The organism is Bacteroidia bacterium (genome assembly GCA_040880525.1).
Classification (GTDB): Bacteria; Bacteroidota; Bacteroidia; order CAILMK01; family JBBDIG01; genus JBBDIG01.
On the sequence record JBBDIG010000058.1, the window covers coordinates 1 to 16,744 of the forward strand.

Consider the following 16,744-nt stretch of genomic DNA (forward strand, 5'->3'; position numbering starts at 1 on the left):
TTTCCTGCCATCGCAGCTCCATCCGTCCCTCTGCCGGACGGTACACTGCGGTATATATTGTGCCGAACCCATCATTATACCGGGTATTGAAGAGCGGCTGCTGTAGAAATTCGCCAGCCAGGCCCTCGGCATCCTGCCCTTGCCTGGAAAGGCTCTCTTTCAGATGTTTTTCACGAAGCAATGTTTGTGAGAATTGCGCATGTTCCGGCCAATCCACTTCACCCTGATGATTGGTTGAAACCTTTGCATCCGTCACTACCGGTTTTTTGTCTGGAGCCAGTTGTATCATTTTATACGCACCGGTTTTATCCAGCACCATCACGTTGTAGGCCATGTGAGAGGGCACTCGTTGCAACACCTCCGTGGCTTCTTGTACATCACTACAAAACTCCAGCACATAGCGCAGGATAAAGGGAATCCCGAAGCCGTTGCCCACCACTTTACGTCCCCCAAATGTGAGTGATGCAACCAGTCCGTCATCGTTCATTCCGTCCACCACACCCCAAAGGCAGTCGCCAGTAGCAATAACCTGTTTGCCGCTCCATGCGCTGTGAAGAAGCGTTCCTTCGCTAAGGTGGGGATGGTAATCGTAATTGCGGACGAGCTGAGGCTGATTGAGCCATACAGCCTGTGAACAACCGGTAATATAGGCAGGCGGCCGGTAGCCCGTAAGAAACCGTGCGGCAAGTGCATCACCTCCCGATAGCTCCAGCAATTGTTCATAAAGCCCAACCATCTCCGGCATATATTGCTGTAGTGCCGCCTGCGAAGTAGCCAGGTCAGGCTTATGATCTGCTCCTTTTGACTGGAACCAGGCTTTATAGGCCGGCCAATGAGTATTAAACAGCCGCAGCCATTTCTTTCCGGGCTTGGTTTCTGATATGGATCTGAAATGAAGTTCTAACATAATAGGGTTATACAATGGGAGTGAAATCCAGGCTGCCTTTGATTTTTAGAAATTTCCGCTTGATGCCTGGGGTCAAGGAAACAAGGGATATAATACAATTAAAACCGGGGAGAGTTTATTGAATAAGTACAAAAAATATCAGGGGTTAGGAAAACCATTTCCCATGGATTTTTTTAAACCCAAACATTCTGAAGCTGGTTGCTCACCTTTTTGATGCTGCCCTCCTGAGGCGGTCGTTTATTGCACGGCCCAAACCCTCTTCCGGAAGTTCTTCGGCATACATAATTTCGATTCCCTCCCTGTCCAGCAATCTGAGTGCAGCGAAAATATTTCTTGCTGCTTCGGCCAGGTTTCCTTTTGCCGACAATATTTGCTGATTGGCTTTCGGCACACTTTCCCATTCTTTTCTAAAAGCAATTACACCCGTCTTCCCCGGCTCCTCCTGATTTACTTCTGCTCCTTCAGGCACCAGGATCACTTTCTTGCACGGTTTATAATGGGAATCTAACTGGCCGGGCGCAGCAGGATTGGAGGAGGAATGCAGATTTACTTCCACGCTGCCAGCAATCTTTTCTATATCTTCAATTGAAATACCCCCAACACGCAGCACCACAGGTTTTTCGTCTGTGAAACTGATAATGGTGGATTCAATGCCTACTTTGCAAGGGCCGCCATCCAGCACATAAGGAATTTTTCCGCCAAGCTGATCCAGAACATGCGCGACCGAGGTTGGGCTTACGTAGCCAAATAGATTGGCACTGGGCGCTGCCAATGGATAATCAAGCTTTCGCAGCAGTTCCAAGGTAAGCGGGTGGTTGGGTATGCGCACGGCCACTGTAGGCAATCCGCTGGTAACCAAATTCGGGATCACCTTTTTCTTTGGCAAAACAAAGGTGATGGGGCCGGGAGAAAACTTCTTTGCAAGCTTTAGCGCTACCTCCGGCACCTCAGTCACCCATTTCTTCATTTTCTCGATGGAATGGGTGTGGATGATCAGCGGATCGAAGAATGGCCGCTCCTTAGCCTGAAAAACCTTGATTACCGCTTCCTGGTCCAGCGCATTTGCGGCAAGGCCATACACCGACTCCGTAGGAATTGCCACGATCTGCCCCCACTGTAGCAGTTCTGCTACCTTTTCTAGATCAGTTCCTATTTCCGTTTGCATCTCCTTTTTTAACAAATTGTGTTTAACTGAAATAACAGTTTTCAACCATCTATGCCTACAATTTCCATCATTACTAAATCCCCGGTTTTATAACTAATCCTGACAAAACCATCCATTGCAGCCTCGTTACTGGAGCCAATCCTGTCAGCCAGTTTTAGATTTTCATTATTTAATTCATATTTCAAACCCTGGGTTACAATACCTGATGCCTCGCCAATCGGAAACAGGGAAAGCACTTTTCCTTTCGGATACCATTTCTCAAAAGCATTGGGCAATGGATATATCCGTGCAAAATTATCCAGAATGGTGAGCGTAGCCTGGTGACGATACTTTACCAGATTTGTAATGTTGGCAAGCGTATGGTCCGGACGCCAGCCGGTAGCCCAGATTATTTTAATATCGGTAAATCCTTTTTCAATGCAATATTCAATGCCTTTCTCAAAGTCCGTTTTATTCTGATCCCAGCGTCTGACCACCTCCACGTTATCAGCTTTTGGCAACTCACCATCAGGTGCTATCGCGTCAAAATCGCCCAACCAAACATCTGCATTCAAATTCAGGGCTTGGATGCTGGGGTAGGCGCCATCCAGCACCACCACATAAGGCGACCATGCATAAAGCTCGTCCATCAGCGCCATATCGCAAGGCTCGCCATCGGCTATTATCAGCGCAAATTCCTGGTTGTCGCGCACAACATGATGTGATGACATATCAGCTTTTCGTTTGCCGCAAGGTTAGCACCTTATTTCGATACATGGAATACCTTTGCCCCATGAAATTTGGTGTAGTTATTTTCCCCGGCTCCAATTGCGACCATGATATTATTTATGTGCTGCGCAATATTCTCGGACTTGAAGTAGCCGAGCTATGGCACAAAGACCATGATCTTCAGGGTTCAGAATTCATCATTCTGCCTGGCGGCTTTTCTTATGGCGATTATTTGCGGTGCGGTGCGGTAGCCCGGTTCTCTCCTATTATGGAAAATGTGATAGCGTATGCCAACAAGGGCGGCTACGTAATGGGGATATGCAATGGCTTTCAGGTGCTGTGCGAGGCACACCTGCTGCCGGGCGTGCTGCTCCGAAACAAGGAACAGAAGTTTATTTGCAAAAATACCTGGATAGCGCCTGCCACTAAAAATTCACTGCTGACTCGGAATCTGGATCCCGAAAGGCCGCTAAACATTCCTATTGCCCACGCTGAGGGCCGATTCTTCGCCAAAGAAGATTCGCTGAAGGAAATTGAAGATAACGACCAGGTGGTTTTCCGCTACTGCGATGCAGCCGGAACCATAAGCGAAAAGAGCAACAGCAATGGCTCGCTGAATAACATTGCCGGGATTACCAACAAGGGCCGGAATATATTCGGCATGATGCCCCACCCGGAACGCGCGGCTGACGAAGCACTGGGAAATACGGACGGCAGGCTGATCTTCGAATCGTTGCTGAACCTGGTGAAGCAGTAAAGGCCATCTCTTTGCTTGAACGGGAACTGCGGATTCCTTTTCACTTCATTTCTGTTCCAAAAAATCTAATCAAAAGGTTTTGATCTTTGCAACCTGATTTAAAAACAGCACAATGCAAAGCGTGAAACTCTTCTTTCTTCTTCTATGTGTGTGCTTCTGGGGATGCCAGCCCGAAGCAAAGTACGTCTCCATTGCGGGGGAAACAATGGGCACTACGTATCACGTAACCTACCGCGATTCGCTCAATCGCGACCTGCAATCAGGCGTTGATTCGGTGCTGAAAGTCGTGAACCAGTCAATGTCCACCTACATTCCGACATCCCTTATCAGCCAGTTTAATCAAAGCAGCCGGGGAATTTTGATGGACCAGCATTTCAAGACCGTTTTTGCGAAAGCACTTGAAGTGGCCGCAAATACAGGAGGCGCGTTTGATCCTACCGTTGCCCCACTGGTCAATGCCTGGGGATTTGGTTTTAAGAAACAAGACAATGTGGATTCTGCCATGATTGATTCACTGATGGCCTTTGTGGGGTATGAAAAGGTCCAGATAAAAGGTGACAGCGCTATCAAACTGCAACCGGAGGTAATGCTTGATTTTAGCGCCATTGCCAAAGGTTATGGCGTAGATGCCGTTGCCGCTTATTTGGAAAGCAACGGCATCAGCAATTTTATGGTGGAAATAGGAGGCGAAGTAATGGCGAGGGGACGCAACAGCCACGGACAATGGTGGACCATCAAAATTCTGAGACCGGCAGACAAGGCCGACCAAACCTCGGCTGGCGAAGCGGTGGCCAGTTTAGCAGACCAGGCATTGGCTACTTCCGGCAATTATCAGCAGTTTTATGAGAAAGACGGCAGGCGCTATTCCCACACCATCAACCCTGAAACGGGCTGGTCTGTGGAGCACAATCTACTGAGTGCAAGTGTAATCGCACCCGACTGCATGACGGCTGATGCTTACGCAACGGCTTTCATGGTGATGGGAAAAGAAAAAGCACTGCAATACGCGGAACGGCAACAAGAAGTGCAGGTATTTTTGATTTTTGAGAATGAGGATAAAACACTGGAAACTTTTCTTTCGGAGGATTTGAAGGATCAGTTCGATATGTTGGAGTAGCGGAAAGCATTGTCATTCCGGAATTTCGTTTTTCACGAAATGTCCGGAATCCCCAGCCAGCGTACTGAACCTTTACCCCAGCTTAGGGCACTCTCCCAGCGTAGGAGATTCCTGCCTTCGCAGGAATGACATGGAAGTGAGGGAATTGAAAAAAGAAAAATGAAATTTAGGCCTTTGCCTGACGGGTAGTGGCGCAAACCTCTTCGTCACCGTGGCAAACCTGGCAATCAACTCCGCGGGCGCGAAGCATTGGGTTATTAGTGGCGCATGTACCGCGAAATTCACCGTCTTTCTTAACGATGATGCGAATGGCGATGAGCGCGAAGATAAGTGCCATTACAGCGGCTGAAATCAGGATGGTTACCCACATAATTCGGAACTTTGTGCAAAGATAGTTGCGGCCCTGCTGGGAACAAAGTCTATTCCACGGGTGGCATTGTCCGCCATTTAAAATCAATAAATGAATTCTTCACCCCATTTACATTCTACCAAAGAAAAACTTGAAGCTTTCCAGCGCCTGCTGCAAACCATGGACGAGCTGCGGGAACAGTGCCCCTGGGATAAAAAGCAGACCATGGAAACGCTCAGGCCACTCACTATTGAGGAAACTTTTGAACTGGCTGATTCCATTATGGGCGGAAACGCTGAGGAGATAAAAAAGGAGCTTGGAGACGTGCTACTGCATATTGTCTTCTATGCCCGCATTGCCTCGGAGGAAGGAAAGTATGATATAGCAGACGTTTGCCATGCTTTGGTTGACAAGCTGGTAAAACGGCATCCCCATATTTATGGTGATGTGAAAGTCGAAACGGAGGAGCAGGTGAAAAGCAACTGGGAGCAGATAAAACAGCAGGAGGGCCAGAAATCAGTGCTGGCAGGCGTGCCCCGCTCCCTCCCTTCTATGGTGAAAGCGATGCGGCTACAGGAAAAGGCGCAAGGCATCGGCTTCGACTGGCCTGACCGCAGTGGGGCGTATGCAAAAACCCTGGAGGAATTCCACGAACTGGAGGAGCAGGTACAAGCAGCCAATGACCCGCAGGCGCTGGAGGAAGAATTTGGGGACCTGATGTTCAGCCTCATCAATTACGCCCGCTTTCTCGGAATAAATCCTGACAACGCGCTGGAGCGTACCAACCGCAAGTTCCTCGACCGCTTCAACTACCTGGAAGAGCGCGCCACCAGCAATGGCGAAAAGCTACAGGAGATGACGCTGGAACAGATGGACGCCTATTGGGATGAGGCGAAGGAGAAGGGGATTGGGAAGGGCTAAGGTCATGGACTGTATGCGATGAGTTACTCTAAACGTTTGTAGACAGTTTGAGATGGAATAAGGCCACAGCCCTTGACAGACAAGGTAGATTAATTTGGAAATAAGTTGCCGAGAAGGTAGGAATACCAACCCAAAAAAATTCCAGTAATCTCCTCAGAAAAATTTTTAGAAACAGAGTGGATTATGAATTTCTTTAAATAGATTTGTCTTAATGAGTTAATCTAATTTTCTCGTAAGTGAAGCTTCTATTATATACTGCCTTGCTACTTTTGCCTGCCTTTTTATACGGCCAAGCTCACTTAGCCCCCACTGACACTTTTGCCATTGATTGTTTGAAGAAAAACACGCCTAATTATTACAACCACGCGTTTGACTTGGGAATTGGTGGCTTTGCCATTGAAGCAAATACGCTCTATCAAATTGCTGTTTCAGATACTTCAGAAGTAATCCTGAAGGGTACTCATATTTCTTTGAATACATTAGAGAGGAATGGTATCATTTTGAGCAGTTATAAAATCGGAAGCAAAGAAATGGCATGGCACATAGCAGGTTGGGCTGACACCATTAAAAAAGCAGACATAAAAGTTTTTAATGGTTATATCTATGCTGCAATTGTTTTCCAGGGTCAAATCCAAATACTCGGTCAATCCATTGAATCATCGGAATTTACAACGGCATTTTTGAAATTGTCCCAGGAGGGGGTTTTGCTGGACTTACAACCAGTCGGAAACTTAGTTTTTCATGATTTTAGAATGACATTAGAAGGCCCTGTTTTTTGTGGTGGATATGTGAGGAAAATGACACTGAATGGAAAGGAGTACGAGGGCACCAATGGAGGGAGCTTCTACAACAATAGTTTTGTTGCATCTTTCACCAATGATCTGGATTTGCGTTGGATACAAATATTTTCTCATAATTATCAAGGTGTGCATTTTCCGGGATATGATTTAAACCATTCCATACGTTTTATAGGATCGCCTGTTTCCGGCCAAATTTATTTTATCGTTAATCTGAGTTCGGACAGTAGCGGTGTGTACCTGAATGATACATTATTAGTTGATCCTGAACATAATTATGATATAAGATATGTGATTGGTTCTTTGAGTATTTCCAATGGTAACATAAATTGGTTTCACATTTTTTCAACCTTAAACAACTATGAAATTTCATATCTCTGGAATCCAAATAGGAATAGTGTAACTTTTATTGCTTCGAACGATTCGATATTATCTAATATGACTGGAGGGAAAAGATGGCCGGATGTGTATAACTCCGTTAAGTTTGATAATAATCCGCTCAGTATAAAGGAAGCTCCTTATGCAATAGTTGAAATAACTGCGGATAATCACATCAGGCAAATAGATGCCTCATCAATGACTGAGCGTATCAACTTTCTCGGAATTTTGGATAATCAAAATTATATCGTAGCCTATAGTTCCTTAAACAAGGATACTCTTAATTCTCCAATAAAAAATTACTTGCGAAGCCAAAATATGGAACTTGATGATTGGTATTTGTTAGAAATTGACCAAAATTTCAGGCCTGTAAGCATCATCTCTGAATTTCAAGGATGGTTTTGGAAATATAACCACACTTTTAGTGATCATTTTTTTGAACAGGAAAGCAATGGCTTCTATTTAAACTATAAGTATGGTATAGGCCAGAATCATATTAATCCAGATATGATTATGATTTATCAAAGATCTCAAATCAGCGTCAATGAAAGGATTTTTATACCTAATGCTTTTTCTCCAAACAACGATGGAATTAATGACATCTTTTACTGGTATTCTAACGGAGTACGGGACGAGCATATTAAAATATATAATCGGAATGGAATGAAGCTGTATGAAGGAACAGGCCCCTGGGATGGCTATTACAAGGGAAATCCGGTGTCGGGAGTGTTATTATATTTCTATAGTGGTAAAAATTCCGCTGGAGAAAAGGTGGAAAGAAAAGGTACGATTTCCATAGCCGACTAACCTTTTAATCCTTTCACGTAGAATTTCAATCCCCGTTTTTCGACTGCTGCCAATAGAAATTCTGGTTGCCTATTGGAACGAGGCAAAAGCGAAGTGTATTGGAAAGGGGTAGTCTGGCGACTGACGCATTACGTTTCGCTATCGGATCTTGTTATTCCTAAAAATACCGGTTTAGACTACAGGTTGAACTGTTCGGGAAGCAATATTGCTATATTTGGAGAAGAGAAGAATATAAGTTTACTGCTATGAAATTATATAAAGACCTGGTAAAAATAAATCGTGCTAAGCGTTTCGGCAGACCATGTGTGAGAGACACCAGAATAACCGTTTACGATGTGCTGGCATGGCTCTCAAAAGGTATGACGAAAGAGGACATTATCGAGGATTTTCCTGAACTGACAGCAGAGGATATTAACGCTTGTCTTGCCTATGCAGCGGACAGGGAGCACAATATCAGGGTTGCTTAGATACGCCTGTTGATGAAGCTTTTTACTTGATCAGAATATTACTTTTCGGACAGTTCGCTACCAGCAAGCCTGCACAGTGCCTGAAATCACTCATTTGAAATTTGTTGGGCTGCTGAATGCCGAAGATTACTGAATCTTGATGCCATTCACGAGTTCCTTAGCTCCAGGGAATTTGAGAATGTTGATGTAAATTGAGGAATGACAGTCTTGTGTATTATAAACATTTTATTCCGTATCCCGTATAGGTAATTGTCGTAAATTGCTGGTTCTAATGACCAATAGAATGAAGTATTCCTTCTCATTTATCATCTGCTGCTTCCTGCTTGCCCTGCCTGCATCGGCCCAGGATTTTTCTTGGGTGAAGTTTTTCCAGGGGCAACATATTCAACGCCCTATTTCCTTATCTGTAGATGCAGCAGGCAACCAATATGCTTCATTCCAGTTTTTTCAACAGATCACCTTCGACAGCATCAATATTACAAGAACAGGTATTTACTATAGAGGGCTGATATTAAAACAGGATTCAGCGGGCAACGTACTATGGTATAAAGTTGCTGAGAATATTGGACACAGTAGCGGTACAAGCCCGGCTTTACTTCCATTAGGTTCAGCCTTTAACAGCAGCGGCAATTTTCTCTTTGTTTTTGCTTCAAATTATGATGTGATAATTGGTAATGATACAATTGCACATCCGGGAACTCCCGGAAGCTCATATGTAACCTTTCTTGCTGAATTCGATACATCAGGAAATTTACTGGAAGGGAGAGTGTTGGTCCAGGCTCAATTCAATATCAGTTGTGTTTATATCTGTGGTAGCGCCAGAAAAATATTTTGTGATGATCAGGACAACCTATACATATCATTAAATTATAGTACCCCTGCTACAGTCTATGACACAAGTGGCACTCAAACAATCGGCACAACTTCAGGAGGCCCTTATCCTATGGTATTAAAGTTTTCAGGCTCAGGAAAAAAATATGAGTGGGCAAGGGTGTTTCCTTTTCTCAATTATTTTTCAATTACGGATATTGATGCTGATTTACATGGGAATGTATATGTTGGAAGTTATTGGTATAATAATTCATTTACCTTCGGTGGTTCTACCATATCACCCCCACATAGATCTACAGGGGCTGTTTTTATACTTGACCAAAACGGAAATGACCAAAATTGGTTTCACATAACCTCATCCGAAAACCAAAGTGCTATCCATGATGTGGCAGTACATGATAGTAATACAGTTTACATTTCTGGTGAAATCAAAGGAGATTCAGTACTTTTTGGAAATATCTGGAAAAAGACACCGGTTAATGGGGTTTATCGTTATTTTGCCCGGTACAAAATAAACGGAGATCTTGTTTGGGTTAAAATTGAAGATACTACATACCATTCGTTTGGGATTCGTACACATAATCGCGAAGGGTCTATCACTCAATATGAAGGTGAGTTTGTTTATCTGTCTTATTCTGCAAGGAATTACCCCATTGGGTATGACGGGCAGATATATTCACCTAGCTCATCACCATACTCAGACGGTATGCAGTTAAAATTTGATAAACTTGGAAATATATTATGGGGTTTCAGAACTACTCGACAGCCATTTATTGCCATGGGTACAGACGATTTTTCAAATCTCTATTTTTCAGGAAGCTGGTTAAACGATACAATAACGTTTGGTAATTATTCTGCAGCTTCAACTCATAGTTATGACGGCTTCATCGGAAAAACCTTCGATTACGGCATTTTTCGTGGAGAGGTAAGCAGCGGCCCCTATTGCGCAGGTGATACCATCGAAGTTCCCTATACCATTCACGGCAATTATGGAGACAGCAACTATTTTGTGGCGGAGATAAGCGATGAATTTGGCAATTTTACGGGTGGCGAGCGCGAATTGGGGCGCATTAAAAGCAAAGACAGCGGAACGGTTGTGGGTGTTCTGCCCTTGTTCCAGGTAGCCAGCAGCGATAAATACCGCATCCGCATCCGCTCCACCATCCCGCAGGTGCAGAGTTTTTACCGCCTTGATACGCTGCGGCTGTTGGTCTACTCTCGCGACAATGCTGATCCCGGAGGCACGGAGACCATTTGCCGGGGCGATACCTTTATGCTCAATACCTATGGCGGAACCCAATGGGAATGGAGCCCCGCCTACCGGATGAATGATAGTACGCTGAGACAGCCCCTGATTTGGCCTGATTCCACTACCACATACCGTATTGTAATTTCTGATACCTCCGGTTGCGGGGAGGCAGATACCGCATTCAAAAGCATTTTGGTGCGAGATGATCCGAAGATTGAATCCGAATTCACAGATTCCAGTGTATGCAACAACACACCGACATTGCTGAAGGTAAACCTGAGCCTGGGTGATACTGCTGGATATCATGTCCGCTGGTACAAACTCGGTGGCAGTTCGCCAGTGCTCGCTAGGAATTCCACCCCTACCGGCACCTTTGATACGCTCTCCGTAACTGCCCCTTCAGGCGATACTGCAGGAACCGTGTATATGGCCGTACTGAATGACAGTTGTTCGATGAACGAGGACACAGCCTACATCAGGGTAAGGACTTATGAGCCGCTGAAAATTGAGCTTCCGTTGCTGGATACCACGCTATGCAAAGGTGCAGCAGTGCAGATAATTCCCGCATTAACCGGAGGTAGAAATAGCACATATAAAGTAAACTGGCATAGCACAGCCACCTATATTCAGATTGACAGCCTGGTTTACTCCGCGCCAAACGTGCAGCACGCAACGATCATCACCGCTACTTTTACTGATAACTGCATGATGGAAGATGATTCGGCACAAGTAGACATCCATCTTTTTGATTCCCTGCAAATACAACTGGGAACGGCTTCGGCTGCTTTTAATGATACGCTTCTCTGCCCCGGCCAAAGCCTGAATTTAATAAACCGCAACAGCCCTGGAAATAACGTCATGTTGCAGTATCAATGGTTTGCCGGTGATTCTCTGCTATCAACCGGTTCCGGTTTTCAGGTTCATGCAGATTCAATTTATCAGGCTTTTGCCACGAATAATGGCACTTTGTCGCAGTGGCTCAGGCTACACTATACCGATGCCTGCTTCTCCATTTCCGATTCGGTTCTGGTAACAATACCCGGCAAGGTTGAAATCACATCTGCAATCAGCGATACGATTGTTTGCCGCAATACACCTTTTTATTTCAAGGTAAATCTCAATGGTGGAGATTCTTCCGCTTACGCAGTGACATACTTTGAAATAGATGGACCAGATACCAACCTGCTGGCAACGCACAATCCCACAACTTATTCGGATTCCCTATCGCTTAACATTGCAGCCGGAGATACTGGTGGAACGGTATTTCTCGCCCTACTTGATGATGGGTGCAACGAGCAACCGGATACAGTGAAAATCCGGGTACGCTCACATTTACCGTTGAGCCTGGGCTTGCCTTTTACTGATACCACGGTTTGCAGTGGTGCTGAATTGACCGTTCACCCCACAGGAAGCAATGGAAATGGCGATTATAATTACACATGGCACCTTTTGCCAAACAGCCCGGCCCAGGTTGGCGACAGCCTCAAAACAGGCCCGGTAACGCAGATGCTGCAATACAAGGTGGTGCTGGATGACCATTGCCAGGCCGAAAAAGATTCATCCACTTTTACCATCCGGGTATTCGAGCAAATTTCCGCTGAAATAGCAACCGGGGGCGTAAACCTCAGCGATACCATCTTTTGCCCCGGCAGGGAACTGATCTTTTTGAACAGTGCCGATACTTTTCCTGACAACACAGGAATTGATTACAAGTGGTTTGTAGAGGGTATTTTACTGAAAACCAATGACACCGCTACTTTTAATGCCGATAATCTCTACGGTCAGTTTAACCCCTCAGGCACCGGCCCGCTCAGCTTGAACCTGAAACTACAGTTCGGGGATATTTGTACCACGGTCTACGATTCTGTTTTGATGCACATCCCGGCACCGCTGGAGGTTACCATAACTGGCGATACGCTGGTGTGTCCCGGAAAGCCTGTTGTTCTGAAAGCCACGGCCACCGGAGGTTTGCAGCAGGATTATATGTTCAACTGGTTCCATGAAAAGCAAGGGAACTGGACCGACATTAGCACCGACCCACAGCGGGTTTCTGATACGGTGACATTCTTTGCCTCGACCAATCCGCAAAGCAATGGGGAAGTACTGGCCGTGAGCCTGAAAGATGGCTGCAACACTGACACGGTGCTCACAATCCACAACTTAGAATATTTTTCGCCACTGGAACTGACGGTTCTACCGGATGACACACTGCTTTGCCACGGCACTTCTATTGACTTCATGACCAGCACCAGTGGTGGTTCGGGCATGGATTACAAAGTGCAATGGTTTGATGAGTCAGGTACACTGCTGGATTCGGGCTTCACCTTAATGTTCGATGCCGAACACAGCGGGAACGATAAGCAGGTAGAAAGCAAAATGTATCAGGCCGTGCTAACTGACGGCTGTATGCCCCAGGCTGATACCGCTACCTTTACCTGGCGCGTAAACCCACCGTTGATGGCCATGATTCAGAACCAGAGCAATACGCTGGGCGATACGGTGCTCTGCTATGGCGAATCGTTAACGCTGCAATCTGCCGGTATGGGCGGAATTGGAATGGCATATACCTACACCTGGAAACTGGATGGCCAGCCATACTCCGCCAGCCCTGACATCACACTCTTTTCTGACCTGCTGTACGATAGTCTCATACAGGCAGGGAAAAGTTCGGTAATAGTTACCCTCGAAATGAATGATGGCTGCACCGGTGAGAAGGATTCGGTAAATATCCTGATTGATATTCTGCCTCCGTTGGATATACAACTCACCACTCCCGATACCTTGTGTCACGGCAATGATTGGATTTTCGGGTCCGCATTTTCCGGTGGAGATACCTCCAACTACCTTTTCCAGTGGTATCTGAATGGCGCTCCGGTTTCGCAGGACAGTCTGTTTGATTTCAATTTTGATGATTTTCTGAGCAATGGCGGAAGCCCCGGTACACAAACCCTGGAGGTAATTATAGAGGACAACTGCTCAACTCCCGCTGCCCTGGATAGTTTCCAATTCATAATTACTGAACCCCTGATGCTTGACATTACAGCAGACAAACCTTGCGCTGATCCTGAAATTACGTTAAGCGCTAATGCATCCGGTGGAAAACCACACCAACACCTGATAAACTGGTTTGATGACAGTGGAAATGCCCGTGGAACCGGGAATACAATAAACCTAAGCCCAGACCGGACTTTGAATGTTTTTGCCGTGCTCACTGATAATTGCACGAACCCCGAAGCAAGAGACAGCATTATAATTTACCCGTTGCCACAAATTTCAATAACGCAATCGGATACCGCAGGATGTGAGCCTTTGCAATTGGAAATTAATATTTCAAAAGAGAACACCACGAATTACCGGTATTCGCTGAAACTTAATGGAACCCTCACAGATTCTTTTGTTACAGAGGAATACACGCTTATCCTAAACAATGGAAATTATTTATTTGAATTAGAAGCTAAAGGCGATGGTGGTTGCGCTCGCAGTTATTTTCTAAATCCCATAGAAGTATATCCCTTGCCGGTTGCCAATTTTAGTTGGGATCCATCAAGGCCAACCTGGAATAATAAAACCGTCCGGTTCATTAATCAAAGTACGGAAGCTAATTCCTATACGTGGGAGATTTCCTCATTTGGCACCTATAATGAAATTGAGCCAACCATCGCCATTTCGGATACCGGAACTCATTTGGTTAGGTTAATTGCGATGACCAATTTCGGTTGCAGCGATACATCGGAAAAATCGCTCACAATATTCCCTACTTACAATTTGTATTTACCAAATGCTTTCAGCCCAAACAGTGATAACTTTAACGACCGATTCATTCCGCAAGGAACCGGCTTCCAAAGCTATGACCTCAAAATCTTCAACCGCTGGGGCCAACTGCTATTTGAAGGAGATGAAACCCACCATTGGGACGGGACCTATCGCGGGGAACTGGTAATGGAGGGCGCCTATCCGTATATTCTCCAGGCGATAGATGATGAAGACAACCGCCACCTCCTAAAGGGAACGATTCAGGTGCTGCGGTAGAAAGTAATCCAAAATATTCTTAATATTCACGTAGCACATTGAAGGAATTAATCTTTTAATTATTTTGATAAATATATACTACGAACAGGATAAAATTCTTAATAAATAAATAAGTCAAGATATGTATCTTATAAAAAAATGTCAAGAGTGAAAACCATAGGTAGCATCGCAGAAAACGAATTATGTCGTTGCCAATCCTCATAAGAACATTTAAGTATTTCTGCTATTAATTTAAAATAACATTATAAAATTATAACAAAATCAACTTGCCGTTATTTTTTGTCCTTATACTCTCGCTCCCGGCTGCGGATAAACACCCTCCCTGCCATATATTGTTATTAGATTTGTGCCATGATAAAATCAGGCACGACATCTGACCAAATAGAAAGGTGATTCATGGAGCATAATTTTTTTGAACTTAAACAATATATCGCCAGCAATGCATGATATTGAGCCATACTTTAATTGGCGACACCTTTATACGGCTGAGGAGGACGAGCATTCTCCATTCTTCAGAAAGGAGTACAGCGAGATATATTTCTCCAATGCCGTTTATGATCACCTTATTCATCCGCAATGGGATGAGTTCGGTTCTGAGACGCTATACCTGAAACTGCTGTTTGTGAACTATGAGCAAGGTTACGCTATCATTGAGTTTATCGGGGAATGGAATGACTGCATTTCGTTTGATGTGCAACTGCTGAAGCGGGAGATCATTGATTTGCTGCTGGAAGAGGGCATTGATAAATTTATACTGCTAGGCGAAAACGTTCTCAACTTTCATTACAATGGTGATGACTATTACGAAGAATGGTTTCAGGACATTGAGGATGGTTGGATCGCTGCCATCAATTTCCAGCCGCATGTGCTTCAGGAGTTGCGGGAAAGCAACCTCGACTATTATTTTAATTTTGGTGGGGAACTGGACGAAATGCCGTGGCGCACTTTCAGCCCCTCCGTTTTTTTTCATAAGGTAGAGGCCATTCTGAACCGCAGGCTTGCCACCCGGAATCCCTCCTGAAACAAGAATCCCATTTCTCCGTTTACTTTTGCCCAACCTAAATTCTAACTTGCTTTTGCGACCTTTTATCCTGCTGACCATTGCCCTTGCCTGTTGCACTCACCTGCACGCTCAGCATCTTGCCGCCTACGTGGATTACCGCGATCATTTTATCGCCTTTAATAAAGGAACCAAAATCTCTCTGGAGCACCTGCCCGTGCAGTCGTATCAGGTGGGAGGCAACAGCATCGGTTACCTCGACAATACAGGCCGCCTGAAAGTATACTACGATGGCGAAACCACCACGCTTGCCGAGGATTTTGTAAGAGACTTTACCGTTACAGATGCCCTGCTTTTTTACCAGTTCCGGCAGCAATTCTATGTATTTGACAAAGGAGAGAAAAAACTACTTACCACGGACGGAAGAGACCCTGTGGCAACCGACAGTCTTATCACTTATTTTGACCGCAACATCTTCTCCTTCAGGGTATATTATAATGGCCGCGACCATGGACTTGATGACCGGGCCGACCTGGCCGCAGTCAAGAATTTTGAGCCGGGCGGTAACCTCGTGGCTTTTGTGGATGCCAACTCTGCTTTTAAGGTTTTTTACCGTGGTCAGATCCATACGCTCTCGGCCTCATCCGGCCCGCAGGAATATTTTCCAGGAACGGATGTGGTGGCTTGGTTTGATGAATATGACCTGAGCTTCAAAGTATTTTACAAAGGTGAAATAACGGTGCTGGACAACTATCGCCCACGGCAGGTTTGGGCCGGAAACGGACTGGTGGCCTACCTTACCGATAATGAAGAATTCAAGGTATTTGATAATGGCTCAATTAAAGACCTGAGCCCGCTACCACCAACATGGGTGGAGGTAACCGACCGCGTCCTGCTTTTTGCTGATCTTACTACTTTCAGAATGTATTACAACGGCCATAGGCTGGCGCTGGAAAATGCAGTACCGGCTAAAATCGCTGCCGACTACAGAAATGTGGCCTATGCTGGTGATGATGGTCGACTGCGCATTATTTACCGGGGCGAACGGAAGGATATGGGTTTTGCGCAATTCTCAGAATACCACGTATATGGAGATGTGGTAGTTTATCTCACCTCGCAACGAAAAGCCAGCTTTTACTATAATGGCCGTACTTACCAGTAATATTTTATTACCATTTAAAAGTTTGATCCTAAAACTCTGACAGTGGGAATTTCGGATCCTTCATGATGTCTGTTTCTCGCCAGGTATTTTTTTAAAATGA

The 16,744-nt window shown here is 45.2% G+C and carries 12 protein-coding genes; 8 read left to right on the plus strand and 4 right to left on the minus strand.

Annotated features, from left to right (window positions below; all coding sequences use genetic code 11):
• From WD077_15620 to WD077_15630, 3 genes are all read right to left on the minus strand, one after another.
• A partial coding sequence (locus WD077_15620) for a C45 family peptidase (GenBank protein ID MEX0968660.1) occupies window positions 1-907 on the minus strand: 907 nt, incomplete at its 3' end.
• A 202-nt stretch (window positions 908-1,109) separates the two neighbouring features.
• Entirely contained in the window at window positions 1,110-2,072 is a 963-nt protein-coding gene (locus tag WD077_15625) for an L-threonylcarbamoyladenylate synthase (GenBank protein ID MEX0968661.1), read from the minus strand.
• Between the two features lie 41 nt (window positions 2,073-2,113).
• Window positions 2,114-2,782, minus strand: a complete 669-nt coding sequence (locus tag WD077_15630; protein ID MEX0968662.1) for a thiamine diphosphokinase — start codon at window positions 2,780-2,782, stop codon at window positions 2,114-2,116.
• A gap of 62 nt (window positions 2,783-2,844) precedes the next feature.
• Between WD077_15630 and purQ the strand changes: the two genes are divergently transcribed.
• Together purQ and WD077_15640 are read left to right on the plus strand one after the other, a co-directional pair.
• A complete protein-coding gene (purQ, locus tag WD077_15635; protein ID MEX0968663.1) occupies window positions 2,845-3,537 on the plus strand; it encodes a phosphoribosylformylglycinamidine synthase subunit PurQ in 693 nt (230 codons plus the stop codon).
• A gap of 112 nt (window positions 3,538-3,649) precedes the next feature.
• Window positions 3,650-4,654: an FAD:protein FMN transferase gene (locus WD077_15640; protein MEX0968664.1), complete on the plus strand. Its 1,005-nt coding sequence runs from the start codon at window positions 3,650-3,652 to the stop codon at window positions 4,652-4,654.
• A 166-nt stretch (window positions 4,655-4,820) separates the two neighbouring features.
• Here WD077_15640 and WD077_15645 read toward each other — a convergent pair whose 3' ends face one another.
• Window positions 4,821-5,024, minus strand: coding sequence for a membrane or secreted protein (locus WD077_15645; GenBank protein ID MEX0968665.1), 204 nt, complete (start codon window positions 5,022-5,024; stop codon window positions 4,821-4,823).
• Window positions 5,025-5,114: 90 nt separating this feature from the next.
• Here WD077_15645 and mazG point away from each other — a divergent pair, with 90 nt between their 5' ends.
• The 6 genes from mazG to WD077_15675 all read left to right on the plus strand — a co-directional run bounded on the left by mazG (window position 5,115) and on the right by WD077_15675 (window position 16,644).
• Entirely contained in the window at window positions 5,115-5,924 is an 810-nt protein-coding gene (gene mazG / locus WD077_15650; GenBank protein MEX0968666.1) for a nucleoside triphosphate pyrophosphohydrolase, read from the plus strand.
• Window positions 5,925-6,160: 236 nt separating this feature from the next.
• A complete protein-coding gene (locus WD077_15655; protein MEX0968667.1) occupies window positions 6,161-7,906 on the plus strand; it encodes a gliding motility-associated C-terminal domain-containing protein in 1,746 nt (581 codons plus the stop codon).
• Window positions 7,907-8,151: 245 nt separating this feature from the next.
• On the plus strand, window positions 8,152-8,373 hold the full coding sequence (locus tag WD077_15660; protein MEX0968668.1) for a DUF433 domain-containing protein: 222 nt from the start codon (window positions 8,152-8,154) through the stop codon (window positions 8,371-8,373).
• Window positions 8,374-8,656: 283 nt separating this feature from the next.
• Window positions 8,657-14,482 (plus strand): gliding motility-associated C-terminal domain-containing protein, encoded by a 5,826-nt coding sequence (locus WD077_15665; GenBank protein ID MEX0968669.1) that lies wholly within the window; start codon window positions 8,657-8,659, stop codon window positions 14,480-14,482.
• Window positions 14,483-14,921: 439 nt separating this feature from the next.
• Window positions 14,922-15,503, plus strand: a complete 582-nt coding sequence (locus WD077_15670; protein MEX0968670.1) for a hypothetical protein — start codon at window positions 14,922-14,924, stop codon at window positions 15,501-15,503.
• A 55-nt stretch (window positions 15,504-15,558) separates the two neighbouring features.
• On the plus strand, window positions 15,559-16,644 hold the full coding sequence (locus WD077_15675; protein MEX0968671.1) for a hypothetical protein: 1,086 nt from the start codon (window positions 15,559-15,561) through the stop codon (window positions 16,642-16,644).
• Window positions 16,645-16,744: the final 100 nt, after the last annotated feature.